The 22836-nt window shown below is 43.7% G+C and carries 17 protein-coding genes; 13 read left to right on the top strand and 4 right to left on the bottom strand.

The window, feature by feature from the left end; all coding sequences use genetic code 11:
• Window positions 1-69 precede the first annotated feature (69 nt).
• The 9 genes from E0496_RS17760 to E0496_RS17720 all read left to right on the top strand — a co-directional run bounded on the left by E0496_RS17760 (window position 70) and on the right by E0496_RS17720 (window position 15707).
• Entirely contained in the window at window positions 70-1866 is a 1797-nt protein-coding gene (locus E0496_RS17760; RefSeq protein ID WP_206669799.1) for a hypothetical protein, read from the top strand.
• 316 nt (window positions 1867-2182) lie between these two features.
• Complete coding sequence (locus E0496_RS17755) at window positions 2183-4543, top strand: glycoside hydrolase family 95 protein (protein WP_141503099.1); 2361 nt, start codon at window positions 2183-2185, stop codon at window positions 4541-4543.
• Between the two features lie 300 nt (window positions 4544-4843).
• Window positions 4844-6745 (top strand): sensor histidine kinase, encoded by a 1902-nt coding sequence (locus E0496_RS17750; protein ID WP_161601462.1) that lies wholly within the window; start codon window positions 4844-4846, stop codon window positions 6743-6745.
• Entirely contained in the window at window positions 6726-8219 is a 1494-nt protein-coding gene (locus tag E0496_RS17745) for a response regulator transcription factor (RefSeq protein ID WP_161601461.1), read from the top strand. Before E0496_RS17750 ends, E0496_RS17745 begins: the two co-directional genes overlap by 20 nt.
• Window positions 8220-8258: 39 nt before the next feature.
• The gene (locus E0496_RS17740; RefSeq protein ID WP_206669798.1) at window positions 8259-9539 is read left to right on the top strand and encodes an ABC transporter substrate-binding protein; all 1281 of its coding nucleotides are present in this window, start codon (window positions 8259-8261) and stop codon (window positions 9537-9539) included.
• Window positions 9540-9767: 228 nt separating this feature from the next.
• Window positions 9768-11093, top strand: a complete 1326-nt coding sequence (locus E0496_RS17735) for an ABC transporter substrate-binding protein (RefSeq protein ID WP_161601460.1) — start codon at window positions 9768-9770, stop codon at window positions 11091-11093.
• 77 nt (window positions 11094-11170) lie between these two features.
• A complete protein-coding gene (locus E0496_RS17730) occupies window positions 11171-12043 on the top strand; it encodes a carbohydrate ABC transporter permease (RefSeq protein ID WP_141503094.1) in 873 nt (290 codons plus the stop codon).
• Window positions 12043-12870 (top strand): carbohydrate ABC transporter permease, encoded by an 828-nt coding sequence (locus E0496_RS17725; RefSeq protein WP_141503093.1) that lies wholly within the window; start codon window positions 12043-12045, stop codon window positions 12868-12870. The genes E0496_RS17730 and E0496_RS17725 overlap by 1 nt, the downstream gene beginning before the upstream one ends.
• Before the next feature lie 80 nt (window positions 12871-12950).
• Window positions 12951-15707 (top strand): family 78 glycoside hydrolase catalytic domain, encoded by a 2757-nt coding sequence (locus E0496_RS17720; RefSeq protein ID WP_141503092.1) that lies wholly within the window; start codon window positions 12951-12953, stop codon window positions 15705-15707.
• 143 nt (window positions 15708-15850) lie between these two features.
• On the opposite strand, the gene E0496_RS17715 is transcribed toward E0496_RS17720, so the two are convergent.
• Window positions 15851-17641 (bottom strand): family 43 glycosylhydrolase, encoded by a 1791-nt coding sequence (locus tag E0496_RS17715; protein WP_206669797.1) that lies wholly within the window; start codon window positions 17639-17641, stop codon window positions 15851-15853.
• A gap of 379 nt (window positions 17642-18020) precedes the next feature.
• On the opposite strand from E0496_RS17715, the gene E0496_RS17710 reads away from it, so the two are divergent.
• The 4 genes from E0496_RS17710 (at window position 18021) to E0496_RS17695 (ending at window position 21904) form a co-directional block, all read left to right on the top strand.
• Window positions 18021-18695: a response regulator transcription factor gene (locus tag E0496_RS17710; RefSeq protein ID WP_141503090.1), complete on the top strand. Its 675-nt coding sequence runs from the start codon at window positions 18021-18023 to the stop codon at window positions 18693-18695.
• Window positions 18692-20059: a sensor histidine kinase gene (locus E0496_RS17705; protein ID WP_141503089.1), complete on the top strand. Its 1368-nt coding sequence runs from the start codon at window positions 18692-18694 to the stop codon at window positions 20057-20059. The genes E0496_RS17710 and E0496_RS17705 overlap by 4 nt, the downstream gene beginning before the upstream one ends.
• Before the next feature lie 243 nt (window positions 20060-20302).
• Window positions 20303-21244 (top strand): alpha/beta hydrolase, encoded by a 942-nt coding sequence (locus tag E0496_RS17700; RefSeq protein ID WP_141503340.1) that lies wholly within the window; start codon window positions 20303-20305, stop codon window positions 21242-21244.
• Between the two features lie 36 nt (window positions 21245-21280).
• Complete coding sequence (locus E0496_RS17695) at window positions 21281-21904, top strand: hypothetical protein (protein WP_141503088.1); 624 nt, start codon at window positions 21281-21283, stop codon at window positions 21902-21904.
• 121 nt (window positions 21905-22025) lie between these two features.
• Here E0496_RS17695 and E0496_RS17690 read toward each other — a convergent pair whose 3' ends face one another.
• From E0496_RS17690 to E0496_RS17680, 3 genes are read right to left on the bottom strand one after another with little or no spacing between them, the layout of a single operon-like run.
• Window positions 22026-22181, bottom strand: a complete 156-nt coding sequence (locus E0496_RS17690) for an S-layer homology domain-containing protein (RefSeq protein WP_161601459.1) — start codon at window positions 22179-22181, stop codon at window positions 22026-22028.
• Window positions 22174-22392, bottom strand: a complete 219-nt coding sequence (locus tag E0496_RS17685) for an S-layer homology domain-containing protein (RefSeq protein ID WP_141503086.1) — start codon at window positions 22390-22392, stop codon at window positions 22174-22176. Before E0496_RS17685 ends, E0496_RS17690 begins: the two co-directional genes overlap by 8 nt.
• Before the next feature lie 49 nt (window positions 22393-22441).
• Window positions 22442-22834 (bottom strand): hypothetical protein, encoded by a 393-nt coding sequence (locus E0496_RS17680; RefSeq protein WP_141503085.1) that lies wholly within the window; start codon window positions 22832-22834, stop codon window positions 22442-22444.
• Window positions 22835-22836 lie beyond the last annotated feature (2 nt).

Genomic DNA, 22836 nt, shown 5'->3' with positions numbered 1-22836 from the left:
ACTGCTACGCTAAGATGGTGCAACAGGGAAAGGCCGCAATTATGGTGTGGACAACAAGTTATTGGTGAAATGTTATCGTCACAATCGGATGACGTTATTTATGAAGACCATGTTGAAACGATCAAAGACGGATTATTCTTATGGAAGCGAACATTTACGGCTACCAAAGATTATCGTGCAAACTATAGGCTGACTATGGACTTTGCGGCTCACTATGAGATGCAATATTTTATGATTCCGTCCGTTTCCTACAATGGGAATCCTTGGGGCAATGGGGATGAGCCAAGAGGTTTAGCTTTGAAAGGAGAGCCATGGACATTTGCGTGGCACCGTACGGCAATAGCAGGAGCGACATACACAGAAGGCCATAGTTGGTCAGTGGCGTTATTCGGGAGCACGGATGATCATCATCAGCGTTTCTCCTGCTCGCTAGAGAGGGAGGAGGATCGAGTTGTTCATCGATTAATATGGCCTGAAGAGGAGGGTCCTCTTGTTTATCATGATAGGGATTCCTATGACAAAGCGCTATTAACGGAACTGTTTCTAAAGCCTGGGGAACAGAGGACAATGACAGCGTATTTGGTCGTAGCCCCTGTAGAGCAACCTAAGATAGCTTGGCATAAAATGCTTGAGGAAGCATGGACGCTGAACCGTAAACTCACACGTCCTAAGTTTGACCCCGAACGGATTTGGAAACTGAGCCTGACATTTGCTCAGCAGTCATTATGGGCCTACGAGGAATCCTTTGAAGGCTGTTGCATCGGGCTTATGCATAACGGTGTGGGCTGGGAGCAAATTCGGCATTATGAAATCGGTTGGTGCGGCCAGAACGCTTCATACGCCAACTCTTTTTTATTTGATTATTTAAAATCAGGCGATGAAGAATCCCTCCGTAAAGGTCTTGCTGTGCTGGATTCTTGGACAGGGCATGCGAGAATGAAGAACGGTTTAATTCACTGCCATTACGATTATGTCCTATTTAAATCAAGCGAAAACGAAGTACAGGATGCTTGCAACCTTGGTACTGCCGCTATGAACTTTATGGAGGCGGAAAACTTAGCAAGCAAATGTGGGGTAGATAGACCCGAATATTTAGAAACGGCATTAGGGATATGTGATTTTGCCGTAAGGAAGCAAGCGGTAAATGGACAAATCGGCAAGTCATGGACGAATGATGGCGTAATGATTGATCCAAACGGAACCGTTGGTTGTTTTTTGATCCCTCCGCTTGTAATGGCATATCGATTAACGAAGCAGCGCAAGTATCTGGAAGCTGCGGAGAAGGGATACCACTATTACGTCTCAGAATTAGCAGAGAAAGGCTACACAACGGGAGGCGCTCTGGATACCTACTGTATTGATAAGGAATCTGCGATTCCTCTGCTTAAGGCGGGTCTGTTGCTATACGAAACGACAGGGAACTCCCAGTATTTGGAGTGGGCTGAACTTGCCGCATGGTATCTGGCTTCTTGGCAGTGGCATCATACGGTGCATTACCCGGAAAATAGCGAATTAGCAAGAATTGGCTATGACACGTTTGGAGGAACGGCCGTATCGACACAGCATCATCATCTCGATCCTTACGCATTAGCGTTTGTAGAGAATTGGATTCGTTTATCGGACATTACTGGAAAATTAATATGGCGCGAGCGTGCATTAGCTGTCTGGTCAAATGCGACGCAAGGCATTTCGGACGGAAAGTTGATCATTATGGGGAAAGAGCGCCCTGTTGGAAGCCAAGATGAAGGGTTCTACCATACACGTTGGAAAAATACATTTCATGTTTCGGAGTGGCTTGTGGCCTGGCCCTCGGCATTCCGGCTGGAGGTGCTTAGAAGAACAGAAGATTGGTCTATTTTTAAATAACGGGGGCTCACTTAGGCAGTCAAATGGTTCTAAGTCAATATCTTCAACAATTGAGGCATATAACTCTAAGAGTTTTATTTCTCGTTTTTGTATTCGCATTGAATCGAGTATCCCGAAAGCATATCTATATAAAGTAAAGAGAAGATACCGCGAAATCAACATAACCCACTAGCAGGAACGGAAGGTCAAACCTACAATTAAAGAATAAAATGGGACATGAAGGGCTGAAGAAATGATAGTGATGTAAGTATCCGAACAGCGAAAATGAAAAAATAAAAGGTATAACGAGAAAACACGTAACAAACGGAGGCTGCTAATGTCCATACAACTAAAAAAACCTACAAAATTATGGTATCAAGAGCCCGCAAGCGAATGGGTAGAAGCATTACCGCTAGGGAACGGAAGAATCGGAGCTATGCTCTATTGGAAGCCGGATAGGGATACGATTATGTTGAACGAAGATACGCTGTGGTCCGGATATCCGCAGGACACTAATGTACCTGGGGCTAGCAAGTATTATTATGAAGCCATGAATCTCATAAACAAAGGGAAATACAAAGAAGGGCAAGAATGGATTGAGGACCATATGCTGGGGCCATTTACTCAGTCTTATATGCCATTAGGCGATCTACAGCTGAGCTTTAGCAATATTAATGAAAACTTAGTATCGGACTACTATCGAGAGCTCAATCTGAACCATGCAGTATCAAAATCATCCTTTATGCATCTAGGCGCCCGCTATCATCGTGAAGCATTTATTTCCGCGGTAGACCAGTGTATGGTCATTAAGCTTAGCGCTGATCAACCCCAATCGATTAGCTTCCATATGACGATGAATAGTCCATTACAACATTCAATAAGCGTAAAGGACCATACAGTTATACTTGATGGACTCTGCCCGTCGCATGTAGATCCCAACTATGTCGATTCACCAAATCCTATTATCTATGAAACGGATGAACGGAAGCGAGGCATCGCATTCCGTACTCTAGCTGCAGTTGAACCGCTTGGAGGCGCTGTAACCACAACAACAAACGGTATTGAGGTTGCTATGGCGGATAGTGTAGTTATTAAAGTCTGTATTCGTACAAGCTTTAATGGCTATGATAAGCATCCATTTCTCAATGGAAAAGATTACAAAGCAAACTGTGAGAATGATAGGCAGCATGTTCGGATCAATAACTATGATGAAATGAAACAGAAGCATGTGGCGGATTATCAAAGGTTGTATGACAGAGTGGATATTCATCTTGGGGAAGATATTCACTACCATATTCCAACGAATGAAAGATTGAAGCGATTTGGGGAGACACAGGATGATAAGGGGTTATATTCGCTCATTTTCCAATATGGGAGATATTTGTTGATAGCAAGTTCGAGAGAAGGAACGATGCCGGCTAATTTGCAAGGGATTTGGAATAAGGAGCTACGGGCACCTTGGAGCTCCAATTATACCGTAAACATTAATACCCAAATGAATTACTGGCCAGCAGAGATAACGAATCTATCTGAATTGCATCAACCGTTATTTGACCTTATTAAAGTGTTGAAAGTAACAGGGTCGCTAACCGCTCAAACTCACTACAATGCAGGTGGTTTTACCTCTCATCATAATGTTGATATTTGGGGTCATTCAAGTCCCGTTGGCAATAAAAGCCGTGGAACAGCTGGTTATGCGTTCTGGCCGATGTCGTCGGGGTGGTTATGTCAGCATCTATTCGAGCATTATGAATACACATTGGATTACAGGTTTTTGCAAGAAACAGCTTATCCAATTATGAAAAGCGCTGCACAATTTTATGTCGACCTCTTGGTAGAGGACGAGGATGGTTATCTTATACTGTCACCTTCGACATCACCAGAGAATGCTTTTATATACGATGGTCAAAAAAGCAATGTAGCCAAGACAGCTACGATGACAATGGCTATTGTGAGAGAAATATTCCGTAATTGTATTCAAAGTTCGAAGCTGCTGGACATGGATGCTGCCTTTGCCAACCTTTTGCAGGAAAAGGCTGATCGACTTTATCCCTATCAGATCGGAAGCAAAGGCCAGCTTTTGGAATGGAATGAAGAATTTCAAGAAGCAGAGCCGGATCATAGACATATTTCTCATTTGTACCCCTTGCATCCCGGGCATGATATAACCGTTACGGATACACCTGAATTGGCAGAAGCGTGCCGGACATCACTTCATTTAAGGGGGGATGATGGTACAGGCTGGAGTCTCGGCTGGAAAATTAACGTATGGGCGAGACTGCATGATGGGAATCGCGCCTTAAAGCTTTTAAAGCGCCAACTTCAGTTTGTTCAAACCAATGAAACCGATTATCTCCACGGTGGTGGTACTTATGCCAACTTATTCGATGCTCATCCGCCATTCCAGATAGATGGTAATTTTGGTGCGTGTGCGGGTATTGCGGAGATGTTCCTACAAAACAGCAATCATAAAATTTGGCTATTGCCCGCTTTGCCAGACGAATTCGAAGATGGCTATGTGAGAGGCCTTCGTGCCAAGGGGGGGCTTATTGTAGACATCTATTTCAGCGGGGGCAAGCTTACGAGAGCCGTACTCACTGCAACGGCAGATCAATTAAATGAATATACAATCATTTACAAGAGCAGCACGACTATGCTTCAGCTGAATAAAGGTGAGAAATTTACGTTAGAAGGTTAATTCATTTAACATAATTGAAGGAAGATTAACTAGTCTTCTTTATTGTATTATAATGCATTATGAAATATGGAAAGTAAGAAATTCAGTATAGTTTTTTTAATTTTAGTATGTTATGAAATAATCGGATGAGGCATTATCAGATGGCATTCCTATGAAGGACATGCTTATGGTAATGCTTTTTTTCAGTTGAAACAACTACAGGTATCAACAGAAGCTGAGCAGAATATTATCAAAGCTCATTATTAAATTTGAGACGAAAATTTAGCTTGACGCTAATTTATGGAACAGAGTAACGTAAGGATGAATTATAATGATGAGTCGCTAATCTCCTATTGGGGGCTAACAAATGTTGCTGCAGTTGAGGAAGCTATGAAGCATTGGCAAACATGGAATTTAAAAACGAAGCTTGTCATTAGCTTTACCGTATTATTTGCCTTTTCTTTCATTTTGACAGGGGTATTCTATTATTACAGCAGTGTGAAGGAGTTGGAGAAGCAATCACTGCAGCTGTTGAGCACTAACAGTACACAAATTACTCGCTCACTCGAGCTCTACACCGAAGATTTGGAGAAGCTTTCTCTTTCTGTTTTCAATGATTCTATTGTTCAAAAGATGGTAGGAATGGATCAAGAGTTGAGTGCGGCTGATCAAGCGGAACTTGCCCAGCAAGTAACAGCGCATCTCATGAATATGACCATTTCATGGCCAGATGTACAAGGCATATATCTTTATACCGAACGGAAGTTGGCATTAACGTACTTTTGGTCCAAAAGAAGTCCGCCAATTGGGCATACAATCGAGCAGGAGCCATGGTACCCGCTTGAGATGAGCAAGCGCTCTACCTTTTTGCTGTGGCCAACCATGAGGGAGAATACGATAACCAATTTTCTGGGGGAGCAAGTCTTCTCTCTCATTCGTCCAATCAATCATATTTCGACTGGCAAGCATATTGGATACATGAAAATTGATATTCATGCGGACGTGTTTAAAGATTTGGTCTCGTTTCAGGAAAATAAAAATGTTTCAAATTCTATGCTTTTCGTTGTGACCGATGACGGCCAGGTTGTATATGACATACAAGATACACTTACCGGCAAATCCTTACCGGGTATTCAAATGTCTGATTTGCCGCGTTATAGCGATATGGGAACGATAAATTGGGAGGGGAAGCCATTTCTATACGGGCTGGACCGATCAAATTATACGAAATGGACAACCTTGATTCTGACGCCAATGGACTCGATCACGAAGCAGCTGAATCATATTCGCAATACTGTCGTTTGGATTGAAATCGGCATGCTTTTTCTTGTCGTTGTTGTCGGGTGGTTAATTGCAACGGGAATTACCAAACCGCTTAGAAAAATGATTATAACGATGCGTCATGTAGAACGCGGGGATTTTACCGTTCGATTGGACAATCAGGGCACTCGAAACGAGATCGGCCTGCTCGGTAAAGTATTTAATCAAATGCTTGATAGCTTGCAAGATATGATTGCCAAAGTGTATGTAGCAGAAATTCGGGAAAAGGAAGCACGACTCATTGCTTTGCAGGCACAGATTAACCCTCATTTTCTATTTAATACGTTAACCATATTGAAGTCACTAGGAAGAAAAGGCGCATCGGAAGACGTTGTTGAGGTAACCGAATCGTTAGCCCATTTATTCCGTTACAGCTTATATGATTGGAATCGAACCGTCGAGCTTACGGAGGAGCTGAATCTAGTCGAGAGTTACATTAAGATTCAGAAGTATCGATTTCGTGATCGATTCGCGTTCGAGAAAGACATTCCTGAAGAGCTGTATAAGGTGCAGGTGCTGCGTCTTATGATTCAGCCGCTGGTGGAGAATGCTGTCGTTCACGGATTGGAGAACCGGAGGTCTGGCGGTCTGATCACAGTAAGCGTGAGGAAACTCGGCGAAATACTGGAGATTATCGTCTCGGATAATGGGGCGGGCATGAGGGCAACCGTTCAAGAGAAGCTTAAAAAACGCTTTGAGGAGGCCCATGTGCATGGCCCGAATACAGATGAGGAGCATTTGGGGATTGCGCTTGTAAATATTCAAAAGCGATTGCAACTGCTATATGGTACAGAATATGGTCTTACATGTGTAAATGTTGAATCAGGTGGAACGGCTATGATCCTTAGGCTGCCCCTTATCTGGTATGGGGAGGAAGAAAGCGATGAACATCATGCTGATTGAAGACGAATGGCTTGCGATGGAAGAACTTCTGCATCTACTGAAGCCTTACGAAAAAGATCATTCCATAATCAGCTTTGACAACGGCGAGGATGCGCTTGCCCATGCCCTTACAGGTCATTATATACCGGATATCCTTATTACGGATATTCGTATGCCGGGCTTTACTGGACTCGAAGTTATTGAACGATTGATTGCTCTATATCCAAATATGCAAGCTATCATGCTCAGTGGCTATAACGACTTTGAATATGCGAGAAGCGCGCTAAAGCTAGGCGCTAAAGAGTATTTATTAAAGCCTGTGCCCGCTGATGAACTGCACGCTGCAGTAGAACGGTTAATGGATGCTGTCTATAAGGAGAAAGAGAAGAGCCGCAATGTGTTTGATTTAACGTTAGCAGGGATGATAAGGGGAATCAAGGGGAAGGAGCATGCTGACAGCACGCATGATTCGTCACAGTGGCTGATGATAACCATTCTTCTTGAAAATTGGAACAGTCCGTATACATGGCCGCAAATGGGAGCTTCTACGGAAGTTGTAACCGCCTGGCTGCGACGAGAGGTTGATTCCTTAGCCAATTGTTTTGACATGGATGGGCATATTCGAGTTATTCTTCTCTCTGCGCAAGTGAATGATCGAGAGAGCGATATCCGGCAAAAAGTGAAGAGCATTCATGATTTCTGTTGCGAGCGGGACAGCATCATTATCCATACCTCTTATCGGATGCCCACAGCAGGTGAATCTATGGAAGGCACTTACCAGGTTTGTCTAGAGCTGCTAGAGCAGCAGGTTCGCCTAGGAGCAGCTACGTTTATGCCGCTTTCAGTCAGCAATCAAATGGAATCGTTCTGGGATAGTGCAAGACGAATTGAACTGCATATCCGAGAGTCGGATTATGCTAAGCTGCAGCTGGAGCTGCGCCGTATGCTGGATGGGCTTCGGCGTGATAGCATAACGGTGAAGCAAATGTCCGAGCTGCTTTCCGACTTCTTGTATGCGCTGAAATATACATTGACTGGCAAACGCAGTGAAATAAGCGTTATCAGTACAGATTCCGTATACACCTATTTAAAAACATGTCGAGATGAAGCCTTGCTCCAGCAATGGATTTCTGATCGGTTGATGAGTATGATGACCGCCAATAATCAAACGATACCCCAGCCTAAACAAATTATCCCAGCTCTCATGGATTATGTGCAGCAGCATTATAGTGATAAGATTCATCTTGGGGATTTCGCCGTGCGTTATCATGTGAGCATTGGGTACTTATCGAAGCTATTCAAAGCGGAAACCGGCTTAAACTTCTCGGATTATATCGTTCGGATTCGTATGAATAAAGCAAAGGAGCTTTTGGATGGCGGATACAAAAAAATTAGTGAGATCAGCAGGCTTGTCGGCTATGATGACCCTAAGTTTTTTAGTCAAACGTTCAAGCGATGGACAGGCATCACGCCTCAGGAATATAAGCGTAAATAGTAGAAGAGGGATCGTATGCGAACGAGTATAAGAGTCAGCTTGACCATAATCATAATGGTTAGCGTAGCGGTATTCGGCATCGGCTGCCAAACAAAGGGCGATGAGATTGCAGCGAATACTCTGGTGTCAGATCATCAGATTACGCTTCATATGTTACATTGGATCGGCACAGAAGCGGGCCCGGTGGTGTCGGAAATCAATGAGCGATTTCATAAGGAATATCCGAACATTACGATTCAGGTCGAATATGCGCCTGTGGACCAATATCAGAGTATAATTCGTAGCCGTTTCGTTGCGGGCGGAGCTCCAGATATTCTTGGCGTTTTTCCGGGTACGTGGCAAGAGCCTTTTGCCGAGGCGGGTTATTTGATGGATCTTAGTGGAGGCAGTTGGGCGAGTAGGCTCCAGGATCATGCAAAAGCGATGATGTCCACTGGCGGGAAGCTGTATGCGATGCCCGTTAACCGTAATGCAATCGGTGTATTGTATGATAAGAAGTATTTTAAAGAAAAGGGTCTGACACCTCCAAGCCATTGGGATGCTTTCTTATCGCTATGCGAACAAATTAAGCAAGATGGGCGTATTCCGATGTCTCTAGGAATGAAAGACCAGTGGGTAACACAAGTCATTCCCTATGCGATGGCACCTTCGGCCATCTATCGGAATAATCCAGATTTTGATCGTAATATGTATGAAGGGAAGGCAACTTTCTCGAATTCTTCATGGCGCGAGATGTTAGAGGATTATATTGATTTGAGAGTAAAAGGATATTTTAATGAAGACATATTAGGCGTAACCTACGATCAAATGGTGCAGATGCTAGCAACTGGTCAAACCGCTATGATGATTATGGGCAACTGGTCACTTGGCCCCATTACTTTAACAAACCCTGATGCGGAAATCGGAATGTTCCCACTCCCGTATGTCAAAGGGGATAACGTTGTGTGGCTATCATCCGGCGTTAGTATAGGGCTTGGTGCATCCAGCTCAACTGTTTATCCTGATGAAGTAAGGAAGTACATTGATTTTTGGAGCAGGCCGGACATTAATGCCCTGTTTCTGGAAAGAACGAAGTCTTATCCGGTGTTCAAAGATGTCTGGCCTTCCATCGATCCAGCTCAGCAGGAACTTGAACCTGCTTTTCAGGTGGGGACCTATCCTTTTCTAGACCAGAACTGGCCACCTGCTGTACAAGATACGTTATTCCATGTCATCCAAAAACTGATGGTGGACGGAGAAGGCTATACCATAGATAAGGCGCTGAGCGAATTGGACCTGGCTTATAAACAAAATATAGCAAGCATGAAAGATGTCCCGTAGAGAAATCTGCAGGGCATTTTTTTTGATATTTAGGAATGAATATCCTTAGGCTATACATTCTCCATATTTCTCGGAATGAAACGCGCCGCGCCGCCAAAGGACGACAATAGCTATTTCACCTTGGTTTAGAAAATGAACCTACCTTTTTTGGAAAATGACTCGGTGTTTCCCTCCATGTATTCAAGTTACACTATTCATGTAAGCGATAATTATTTAGGGGGTCATGAGATGTTGGCAAGAAAGAGAATGATTGGCTGTACAATTTTCATTGTTATGCTTTTATCCATCGTACTAACAGCATGTGGCAACAATAATTCGGCAGAATCGTCAAACGGAGGGGAAGCAAGTCCAAGTACAACGACTGCGGATTCCGAAGCCAAGCCGGTTACGCTCAAGATGCTTCACTTTATGGAAGCAGAAGCGGGTCCTACATTGAAAGAAATCAATAAGAAGTTCCATGAAAAATATCCAAATATTACGATTGAGTATGAGAACGCACCAGTCGATCAATATCAGACACTGATCAAAACGCGATTCGCCTCAGGAGACGCACCGGATATTGTCGGTGTAGCTCCCGGCACTTGGAAAGTGCCATTCGTTGAAGCGGGCTACTTGATGGATTTGTCTGATAGACCATGGGTTTCACGCCTCCAAGAAGGCGCCAAAGAGATGGAGAGCATGGATGGAAAAGTGTATGCGCTCCCGCTGGATCAGAATGCTATTGGTGTGATCTATAATAAAAAGATATTTGCGGATATGGGGCTCTCCATTCCTAAGAACTGGGAAGAATTCCTTGCACTTTGTGAACAAATTAAAGCTGCTGGAATTACGCCGCTAGCAATCGGCAACAAAGACTTATGGGTGACGCAAATTATTCCCTACGCGATGGCACCTTCTGCAATTTACCGAGACAATCCGGATTTCGATCAGCAAATGTATGAAGGCAATGCCACTTTCGTTGGATCAGCATGGAATCAAATGATGGAGGATTATATTTCATTAGATGAAAAAGGCTACTTCAACAAAGGAATTTTGGGAACAAACTACGATCAAATGGTTCAGCTAATGGCAACGGACAAAACTAGCATGATGGTTATGGGGAACTGGGCATTGCCAGCCATTTTAGCAGTAAATCCTGATGTGGAGCTCGGTATGTTCCCGCTTCCTTATGTAAAAGCCGGTGAGAAAGTATTCGTATCATCCGCTATCGCACTCGGCATTGGAGCATCAGCAAATACGGAGCATCCTGAAGAAGTGAAGAAATATATCGACTTTTGGGCAGAGAAGGAAAATAATGAAATGCTGCTCAAGCAGGCGAAAGCATTCCCGGTATTTACGGATGTGAATCCAGATTTGGATGAGACGCTTAAGGAGCTGATTCCATATTTGAATGTGGGAACACATAACTTCCTTGATCAGAATTGGCCTTCTGGGGTTCAAGATACGATGTTTACCGGCATTCAGCAGGTGTTGGTGGATGGGGGCAAGTCTTACCCAATCGACAATATGCTGAAGGAAATGGACAAGGTGTTTACTGCCAAAAAAGCAGACTAGGCGATGCTTTAGACAAATTAAAGGGAATCAGGTGGGGATTCTCCCGCCTGATTCTTATAGGATTAGAGGGATAGAGAATGCACAAACGAAGACTACAACTGTTATTCATGCTGCCGGCTTTTATCGTTTACAGCCTTTTCGTCATGGTTCCTATGCTTGGCAGTTTTTATTTCAGCTTTACCGATTGGAATGGATTGAATGCCCGTTATCATTTTGTAGGCATTAACAATTACATATCTCTCATTCATGATGCGGAGGTATGGATTGCGCTCAAAAATACGATCGTATTTGCTGTGCTGGTTACCCTTATTCAGAATGTTCTTTCCTTACTGCTTGCTATACTTGTTGATGGATCAAGCTGGGTAAAACGGTTTTTGCGCGTTGTTTACTTAATTCCGGCACTGCTCAGCGCTCTTGCTATCGGGTATATTTGGAGTTATTTATATAATCCCGTTCTAGGGGTTATTAATATGGCACTCCAAAATATCGGCCTAGGACATTGGGCACAGGATTGGCTCGGAGATCCGAAGTGGTCTATGTATAGCGTTGTTTTTACGAATATCTGGCAATGGATGGGGCTATCGATGATTATTTATCTTGCTGGGCTGCAGGCGATTCCCGGCGATTTGTATGAGGCGGCTGATATAGACGGAGCGGGTAATTGGGAGCGATTCGTGAAAATAACATTCCCTCTTATTGCACCGGCATTTACCGTTAATATATTGATATCTATTATTGGTAGTTTTAAAGTGTTTGACATTATTTATGTCATGACAAAGGGCGGGCCGGGAACGGCTACAGAGTCGCTAGCCATTCTGTTATATAAAAAGGCGTTTAATTTCAATGAGATGGGTTACGGAACGGCGATTGCCATCGTCATGTTCCTTATCATTCTGTTCATCTCCATCTTCCAGCTTCGCATTCTTCGCAGCAGGGAGCTGGATGCATAATGAAAAAAACACTGACAAGCAGCTTGGTAGCCGCCGCCTTATTGCTGATCTGGGCGCTTATCGTTATTGTTCCGCTTCTCATTCTCATCTCCGTAACGGTGAAATCACCGAAAGAAATGCTGGATAGCACCTTCGCATTTCCGAAGGAATGGATGTGGAGCAATTTCACGGAAGCGTGGCAGACCGCCCATATGTTGACTGCCTTTGGAAACAGTTTGCTCATAACTGCATTTTCACTCATTGGTGTTGTTATCGTAAGCGCTTTTGCAGCTTATCCGATCGCCAGAGTGAAATCCAGGCTTACAGGTTCGTTCTTCCTTTATTTTATTGCAGGGATTATGATTCCGTTTCCACTGAGCATGATTCCATTATATAAGCTGTTGAAAATGCTCGATCTTATCAATACGCATCAAGGCGTTATTCTGATCTATATCGCGATAACGATTCCCTTCTCGGTCTTTCTATACACCGGATTTCTGAAGGGCGTACCGAAGGAATTAGAGGAATCGGCGCTGATTGATGGGTGCGGCCCCTTGCGTACGTTTCTCACTATCATATTTCCGTTGATGAAGCCGGTTACTGCTTCGGTCATTATAACGAACAGCTTAACGATTTGGAATGATTTCTTAATTCCACTGCTCTATCTGCAAGCAAGGGAAAACCGAACGATTCCAATGGCCATATTCAGCTTTACCGGACAATATAACAGTAACTGGGCTATGATTTTCTCGGCCATCGTACTCGGTGCGCTTCCGCTAGTTATTACCTTTTTACTGCTTCAGAACCAATTTATTAAAGGGATTGTAGGCGGAGCGGTAAAAGGTTGATTATTTTAGCGACACCTCGGCTGCTTACATTCGGTCGGGGCTGCTGCTGTTGAGAATAGCAAACAAAGAGAGGGTATACCATGACAATGAAAATTAGCAATCTTTTAACACAGTATTTGCACAATCCGATAGGAATGAATAGCACACGCCCCATTCTAAGCTATTCACTTGAATCAGACGAGAAGAATCAGTATCAAACTGCGTATCGTGTCTTAGTGTCATCAACGGTTGTATTATTACAGAACAATATTGGTGATGTTTGGGATTCTGGAAAAGTAAGCAATGATATGAATTTTGCCATTAAATATGACGGGACTCCTCTTACTTCAAGACAGGATGTATTCTGGAAAGTGAAGGTGTGGGATAGGAGTGATATAGAATCAGGATGGAGTCCAATCCATTCATGGGAAATGGGGCTTCTGGAAGACGATCAATGGATAGCACGCTGGATCGGGCAAGGCGATCATATTGAATGCAATAAGTCAGCAGCTCCTCAGGTGGCTATGGATTTCAATGTAGACAATGTTAATAGTATCGTGAAGGCTAGAGCATACATTAGCGGATTAGGATTATTCCATGCCAGCATTAATGGTGAACGGCTCGATGATGCTTTTTTCAATCCTGGCGAAAGCGATTATTCCAAGACAGTCTATTATTCGACCTATGATATTCTCCATCGATTGCACAACGGTTGCAATGCAATTGGAATCATGATTGGAAATGGTCAGTACGTGAATTTTATGGTCAATCCTGTGATGATGCTTGATGATCAAATCGAAGCTCCTGAGCATCGATATCAGAAAAACGACAGCGGCTATGTGAGAAAAGGACTGTACGGTGATAAAAAAGTGATTGCGCAGATAGAAGTAACTTATGCAGATGGAGAAGTAAAATATATTGCAGCTACGGATGAGAATTGGAAGCTAACAGACAGTCCCATCACATTCAATAACTGGTATGGAGGCGAGGATTATGATGCGACAGCGGAATTAGCCGGTTGGGATATGCCCGGAACAGATCGCAAGAGTTGGGACAATGCTGTAGTAATGGAGAAGCCGCTAGGTAGATTAAAGGGAATGGAATTCCATCCAGTCAGGATGTTGGAGAAATTCCCGGCTGCTTCTGTAACGAAACTAGAAAACGGTAATCTCCTTGTTGACATGGGAAGAAATGTATCCGGGTTCCCAGAACTGGTATTGCAGGGAATGACAGACAAGGAGAGAGGAGCGACTATTAAGATGCTGCCGGCTGAAGTGCTATACGATGATCAATCTGGCGTTGATCAATCTTCCTGTACGCAGAGCTGGTCGCAGAAATTTCACTGCAGCATTACGAACAGTTATACGGTAAAAGGAACAGGAAGCGAAAGCTGGCATCCCCTGTTTTGTTATCAAGGATTCCAGTATGTTGAAGTTTCTGGATTCATAGGAGAAGCAACCGTTGCAAATTTCAATTGCTGCGTACTGCGTATCGCCAATGAGAAAACCGGCGCATTCGAAACTTCGAATGAAGTTTTGAATCAGATTAATGAGATAACGGAACGTTCTATTGAAAGCAACATGTTCTTTTCTTTCACAGATTGCCCGCAAATTGAGAAGTTGGGCTGGCTTGAAACATCGCATTTAATGTTTCGCTCCATTACAGCCGGGTATGATATCCGTTCATGGATTCCCAAGATTGCTCAAGATATGATCGATTCACAAACGGACAGTACCGATATCGACAATGGTGATCCCGAAGGAATCGGATATATTCCTGCCATTGCGCCTGAATACCATCGGATCGTCGGCTTGCATAGAGACCCTAACTGGAGTGGTGCCTGTATTCTGACCCCATGGGAATATTATCAGATTTATGGGGATCCTACCGTATTGAAAAGCGCATATGCCACTATGAGAATATATATGAATTACTTAGACGCCCAGACGGTAAATGGACTTCTAAGCGATTATGCCCAGATGGGAGACTGGGGGCAATTGAATGAGGCAACACCAAAAGTGTTGGTAGAGAATTGCGCCTATTATTATTTGTTAAAGACGATGGCTAGCATTGCAGAACTAACTGAACATGAGGAAGACGTAAGTCATTATTCGTCTAAAGCGGCAGATGTACGGGAGCGATTTCATAGCCATAAGGAATGCTACCAATTCGAGAGCAGGAATTATGGGAATGGAAGCCAAGCTAGCTACGGATGTGTTCTTTTTAGTGAAATTGTTCTAGATGAGAATAGAGAAAGTTCTATTGAAAAGCTTCAGGAAGCAGTCGAAATACGAGATTATCATCTGTCGTCAGGAGAAGTGGGTTTGAAACAAGTATTTGCATCATTAGGGCGATACGGGAAGAGTGATGTTGTCTATAAAATGGTCATGAATGATACACAGCCAAGTTATAAGTATTTTGTCGATAAAAATCTCACTACATTACCAGAATATTGGAATTATGAAGAACTATGGCTTGGCACTATGGTGCGTTCGAGAAATCACGCCATGATGGGACATGTGAAAGAATGGCTTACGAGTTATGTCCTAGGGATCAGAATGTCAGTCCCGGGTTATAAGAAAATAGTAATCGCGCCTGCCTTCATGCAGACATTAGAAAAAGCAGAAGGAAAGATAACCAGCTCTTATGGGGTTATAAGTGTGAAATATTACCGCAATAGCGAAGGTTTGCATCTCGAAGTTCAAATCCCTGTAGGAACAACCGCAGACGTTGGTATGCCCGTTATAGATGATAAGCAGTTGACTTCGGATAGTGGCGAGCTTAACATTCATCCGCAGGATAAATCTATTTGGATTCAAAATATTGGTTCAGGAAGCTATAAGTTTACATTAAACTGATCCAGAAGCATCATTGAAATAGGGGAAGTGACAAAGAAACTCTCCGGGGCCATGTGCCCGGGAGAGTTTTATTTTTTATATGGAAGTTCATGGCTGGACGCCAAAAGTGCTGCTACCCAGCCTTGCTACACATCAAGTGCTAACTAATAAATTTCTATTTCAGCGAGCTGCATGCGGTAATAATTAGATTCTGTTGGGTTCGGCCTTAGGTTTGTTCCTGTAACCTTCACATATCTAGCGGATTGCGAGGTGAAGCTGAAGCTCTGTGCGGCATTTCCCGGCTTTGCATAATTCGTTCGGGTCACAACTGTACTCCAACTCACGTTGTCTGACGAGATTTGAATCGTAAAATCGATAGGAAATCCGTTTCCGACTTGTGAGGCATCGTTTCTGGGATACAAGTTCACTGTACTGATGGATTGCACTGCACCGGTATCTACTTTAATAGATTCTGTATGGTTTTGAGTTAATAGGTTTTGACTAGACCATCCTCGGGAGCCAGCGACCGTACCTTTCTGTCCATCATTTACCCGGTGCGTAAACCAATCGCTTGCCTCATAGGAGCTGCTGGCTGTGACAGGTTTAAGCTCGGCCAAATTGCCGATGTTGCTGCCGAATGTTTTGATTTCTGCAAACTGCATGCGATAATTGTTCAGATCATTCGGATTTGACCTTAGGCTCGTACCGTTTATTTTGACATAACGGGCAGTTGTTCCGTTAAAATCGTAGGTTTGCATGCCGGTAGGAAGAGGGGTTGCCGTCTTGGTAAGTACGGTGAACCAATTGGTTCCATCTGTTGACAACTGAATAGTGAAGTCGATAGGGAATCCATAGCCGGCATTCACGCCATCGGTTCGAGGGAATAGTTGAACCTCGCTAATCTTCTTATTCTGGCCAAAATCGAGTTGTACCCATTCTGTATGATTAGCCGACAGGCTGCTGTTACTGCTCCAACCCATCGAACTGCTTGTCGACTGCTCCTGCCCGTCAACAACATTTGGTTTGAGCCAGCCTCCTACATCGGCGCTGCTGCTTGCCGTCACCGTTGCACCCGTGATAGGCGTATAAATGGGAGCACTCACATAGAGCCAATTCGCTGCCCCAGTTCGCGGGGAGTCTCCGAAGTATATCGTTCGTATGTTCAACGATTCCAAGCCCGCACGATTCGCGTCATAGAAATGATAGGCAAGACGTGTGACCGCGCCATCATTGAATGGATCGGCACCTCCAGCCGCAACCTCCGTACCGGCACCAGACATGATTCTCGTCCCGCCTCCGTTGACCATATTAACACCATTCTCATCCAGATATGGTCCGGTAATACTTGTAGAGCGGCCAACAACGGTGTAATAGGTACTGTTAACACCAGAACAACAGCTGCCCTTGGAACCGAACATGTAATAATATCCGTTGTTATATAGGATGGATGAATTCTCGATTCCTGTGGCAATGTTCCATAGGTTGTTGTCCGCCGTTGACAGCTTGCCGGTCGTTCCATCAAGAACATGCATATTGATGCCATTGCCTGTCCAGGATCCCCATGTAATGTAAGGAATGTTGTCCGTGCTCCAGACTACGTTAGGATCAATGGGGTAATTGACGTTGGTTACTTCTCCCTGATCCGTCCAAGGTCCTTCAATGTTGGTTGCTGTCGCTAGTCCCATCGTAGCGGTGTTCGTACCCCATATAGAAGCTCCATAATACAGATAGTACTTTCCATTGAAATAGTTGATATCCGGAGCCCATAGATTTCCCGGGTTGGAGCCAAGTCTAGCAATGATCCAAGCAGGAATGGTGCTAAATATCGTTCCTACACTCTGCCAACTGGTTGTACCTATAGAATCGCAAGTTTTTGTTTCCTTTATTCCAACATAAAGACCGGTAGAAAACGCATAATAACAGCTCCCCACCTTAATGACACTGGGATCATGCATGTTCGTTTCTCCTGCGAGAGCGTAGGCTGGTAAAGTCTTAACATGAAATGTTACCAGGGATAACAAAACTGCGATTAATACAAGACTGCGGAGCGGGAAAACAAACCTGCGGATTGCTGGTTGAACCCAATCGATCTTCATCTTTTCATCTCCATTTCAATGGTTTGGATTATGAAGCAAGTTAAGTATAAATGCATATTTTTCCTTTGAAAGCGTATTTATTTTCCTGTTTAGGTAGGTTCGTTTTCCAATATAGTGATCATTCCATTTGAAGACGGATCTCTTTCAATGAGCTACATTTCTTGCTGACACGTGTAAACTTGCTTATACTAAAGGGTAAACTGGATTTATGGGACACAGAAGAGAGAAGAGGGAATGAATGCCTACGATATTGGTTGCTGATGACGATGAGAACATTCGCGAACTCGTCTGTTTGTTTTTGAAAAACGATGGATTTGAAACCGTTGAGGCGGTGGATGGCAAGCAAGCGCTGGCTGTCTATGCCGCAAAGCCTGTTGATCTTGTCGTACTGGATATTATGATGCCGATTATGGATGGCTGGACGTTGTGCAAGGAGCTCAGAAGAGCCAATCCGGATCTTCCGCTGCTTATGCTGACTGCTAGAGGCGAGACTTGGGAGAAAGTAAAGGGATTCGAGCTTGGAACGGACGACTATTTGACTAAACCATTTGATCCATTGGAGCTGACAGCCCGTATCAGGGCGTTACTGAAACGATATCGGATTGGTACAACGCAGACGATTCAGTTCGGCAACATCATACTGGATCGGCAGACCTATAAGGTAAGGGTCGGCACAGAATCGCTCACATTACCGCTTAAGGAATTTGAATTATTGTATAAGCTCGCCGGAACACCAGGACAGGTCTATACCCGTGATCAGCTGATCGATCAGATTTGGGGAATCGATTATGCCGGAGATGACCGTACAATAGACGTACATATTAAGCGCCTGCGTGAACGGTTCGCGAATACATCCGATTTTCGGATTGAGACGGTACGGGGGCTTGGGTATAGGCTTGAGGCCCACGAATGATCAAATCCTTATATATACGTGTCATATTTACTTTTCTAACCGCAGTCCTTGTGGGTATAATCATTGCTTTTACGATTACTTTTTTGATTTATCAAGAAAAAATGAACGAAAATTTGCAAACAACCTTGGCTAATTATGGGCAGGATATCGCTCGAATTTACGAGACTGTATCGTTACGAGAAGCTGACTTAATCGTAAGCGGCATGAAGCTGCTCAATTCCTACAACATTCGAATCTATGATGAAACGGGACAGACCCAATATTTCGGATCGCTTAAAGGGCAAAATCCTACGATCCTGTCAATGGCCGATGTAAAGAAGATATTGGCTGGCGAAGTTATTCAAGTCAATCCAAGCATTACTTCTCAAAGTCTCCTAGGATTGTCGATGAAAACGGAGTCGGGAACGAAAGCATTGATTATTGAGTCCATTGCATCCCCTTCAGCATCTTTTACGATAAAATGGTTAACCACCTTTTTGATGTATTTCTTGTCCATTGGGAGTTTATTGATTTTGGTTGCTTCCATATTTCTGGTAAGGCCAATCAAAAAACTGACGGATGCGACTAGACGAATAGCTAGCGGGGATTTTAACATCAAGCTGAATATTAAACAAACTGGCGAACTGGGTACACTGGCTCAAAGCTTTGAACAGATGATGTTCGATCTTCGGCAGCTTGAACAGATGCGCAGAGATTTTGTATCCAATGTGTCCCATGAGGTTCAGTCGCCACTGACCTCCATATCTGGGTATGCTATGGCACTCAAGCAAGTAAACATCTCGGACAATGAGCGAAGCCGTTATCTTGATATTATCATTTCCGAAGCTACGCGGATGTCTAAGATGAGCGATAGTCTGCTAAAGCTAAGTCTGCTGGAATCACAATCGCAACAGATGCAGTTGACCTCTTTCAGACTTGATGAACAGATAAGACGAGTCATCGTCGCTTTTCAACCGCAATGGTCGGCTCGGAATATCTATTTTGATCTTAATTTAAAGGCAGCTATGCTAACGGCTGACCATGACCAGCTTAATCAGGTTTGGACTAACATACTGGGCAATTGCATTAAGTTTTCTGCGGATGGCGGCATGATTAATGTCAGCTTGAAGCAAGATATCAAATACTTAACAGTACGAATATCCGACTTTGGCATTGGCATTTCCCTAGAGGATCAGAAGCATATATTCGAGCGTTTTTTTAAGGCTGATCGTTCCCACAGTCGTAAATATGAAGGCAGCGGCATGGGACTTGCCATTGTCAAACAAATCGTATCGCTTCATCAAGGTGATATCCGTGTGGAAAGTGAACTGGGGCAGGGAACGACTTTCATTGTTACCTTGCCCACTACAATGGCTGCAGATTAAGTGATTTTTTTCATACTACGGTTTCATTTGCAAGCTTCCTTGCAGGTGATGCTGTAGTATTTTTTTTGCCTGTTCATATTCCGTTCATGCTGACGTTTTAAAGAGTACATATTCGTCGATTATGATTTTCTTAAAGGCTTGCAGCTAATAAATAAGTGATGTCAGGAGTAGGTATGAGTGAAACTAAGCGAGGCAATAAAACGGAAGAAGGATTCGACTGCAGATAGGAAACCGACTCCAATGATGAAAAAAATGGTTATTATTTTACTGAAAGCGTTAGCAGTATTAGCTATATTAGCAGTCGTATTTTTAGCTATTGTTTTTATCGCTGATAAGGTCGCCACTAAATCGGAGCAGGCAAAAATACAATCCTATGGTCAGTTTGTGCTTGTAGACGGAAAAAGGATGAATGCTGTGATTCAAGGAATAGGGGAAGAAACAATCGTGCTCTTGCCTGGTTTCGGAACGGCGGCACCGGGACTTGATTTTAAGCCATTAGTGGAAGAACTATCCCCGTACTACAAAGTAGTCGTGATTGAGCCTTTTGGTTATGGACTAAGCGATCAAACCAAAAAGGAACGTACTACTGAAATTATCGTAAATGAAATTCATCAAGCGCTGCAGAGCCTGCAGATTGACCGTTATATTCTAATGGGCCACTCTATTTCAGGCATTTACGGGTTAGATTATGTGAACAAATATGAAAACGAAGTGACTGCATTTGTTGGCCTCGATAGCAGTGTTCCAACGCTAAGCGAACAGAAGGTTGCATCATCAACATTAGGAGCTTTAAGCCTACTCAAAAAATTAGGCTTCGCCCGATTGTATGTGAAACTAGGTGATGATCCGTATGCTGCACTACCCTATGGTGATGAAACAAAAGAACAAATGAGAATGCTTGGTCTCAAAAACATGTATAACCCAAGCCAACTAAATGAAATCGAAATGATGCATTCTAACTTTAAAGCAGCTGAAAAATTAACATTCCCCAAAAATCTTCCCGTTGTTTTCTTTATACAAGCGAATCATCCCGTAACGGACAGATGGATACCAGAGCATGAAGAGCAAATAAAAGATTCTGTTTATGGTAAAATGATAATATTTGAAGCCAATCATTATTTGTATCGTACCGAAGCAAAAGAAATCGCAGAAAACTTGCGAGTATTTATTGAAGAAATTAAATAAGAAGCTGTTGCACTAAATGATGAAGGAGAATAATGGATGACTATCATTGATAAGTTAGCAACTTCGCTCAATCGCAAAGACGAAGGCCCTAATCAGGATCTGGCGAAATTGATTGCCGAACGAAATGACAGAGGAGCCGTGAATGAACTTGTAGAGCATTTGAGTAACAAGGACAAGAACATTCAAAGCGATTGCATTAAGGTTTTGTATGAAATTGGAGACATTAAGCCATCTTTAGTAGTGGAATACAGCAAAGAGTTCGTAACGCTGCTTGATCATGGGAACAATCGACTTGTTTGGGGGGCTATGACAGCACTTGATGCAATCACTCTTGAGAACCCGGAAGTCATTTATTCAGCACTTGAAAAAATTGTTGAAGCTAGCAACAAAGGATCAGTCATCACTAAAGATCACGGAGTAAATATCTTGATTAAACTTTGTTCTGTCAAAGAATATGCTGATGATGCATTCACATTACTCATCGAACAGCTTAAGAGCTGTCCGACAAATCAACTTCCAATGTATGCAGAGAATGCAATATCCGTCATTAACGATACAAACAAAGAATTCTTTCTAAATACGCTATCCTCACGGCTCGACGATATTGAGAAAGAAACCAAACGAAAACGAGTGGAGAAACTGATCAAGAAATTAAGTTGATTCTATCATTTAGGTAACAGTATATAGAGGACTGATCCCCAAAAAAGCTTTAACTCAAAAGTTTGAGGCTGCTCCAGAAGGATTTGCAATCCTTTCCGAAGCAGCCTCAGTCCAACTGCTTTTATTCAATTAGCTCGGAATTTCTTAGTAGTTTCTTTACGATCACGGTTGCTTCGGCTCTCGTAATGAATGCTTTTGGAGCGAGCTCCTTGTCACCGCGGCCGGAGACGATTCCGACTTGTATGCCAGCAGCGATTCCGCTTCTTGCCTCAGACACCGATGCTATCCTCATCCGCGAAAGACTCGAGCAGTTCATCCTCCTCTTGATATAAAGGAAACTTGTCATTTAGCCCGGTTAGCTTCATCGCGTTCGCGATGATCACCATCGCCTGCTCCCGCGTAATGTTGTCTGCAGGGCGGAAGGTTCTGTCCTCAAAGCCATTGATTAATTGAGAATTATGAGGGTTTGACCAGCTCCGCTGTACCATGCCTCCGACTTCACGTTCGAGAAAGGTGATGCCGCGCCGTTGTCCGCTTTCAGTCCCAAGCTCCGAACGAGTATCGCCGCGAATTCCGCGCGGGTGATGTTTTGATCAGGGTAGGCACATGGCGGACAGTTCCACCCGGCTCGACGATGACGGCAGTCGTAACTTGGCTAGAATCCGTGCCATCCGGAAGCACGATCGTTCTCTCTACGTAGGTGCCGAAATTAGTTGCTTCCTTCTCGGCGCTGCCGTAAATTCCCCTCACCGTAAAGTCTAGCGAGGGGGCAACAAGAGCGAATCCGCCTTGGATCGCAGCCTTCTCGACGAATAGCACCGTGTCGGCTGTCGGCTTGGCGATTTTTAGCTGAACCTTAAGCTCTTGTAGCGTCGCCGAGTCTCCAAATGATCCAATGAGCGACTGAATGTCGAGCTGCTGGAGAGGCAAGC

The sequence above is a fragment of the Paenibacillus luteus genome, assembly GCF_006542765.1.
Lineage (GTDB): Bacteria > Bacillota > Bacilli > Paenibacillales > Paenibacillaceae > Pristimantibacillus > Pristimantibacillus luteus.
Note: the sequence above shows the minus strand (reverse complement) of the source record. Positions and strands in the feature narration are given on the sequence as shown.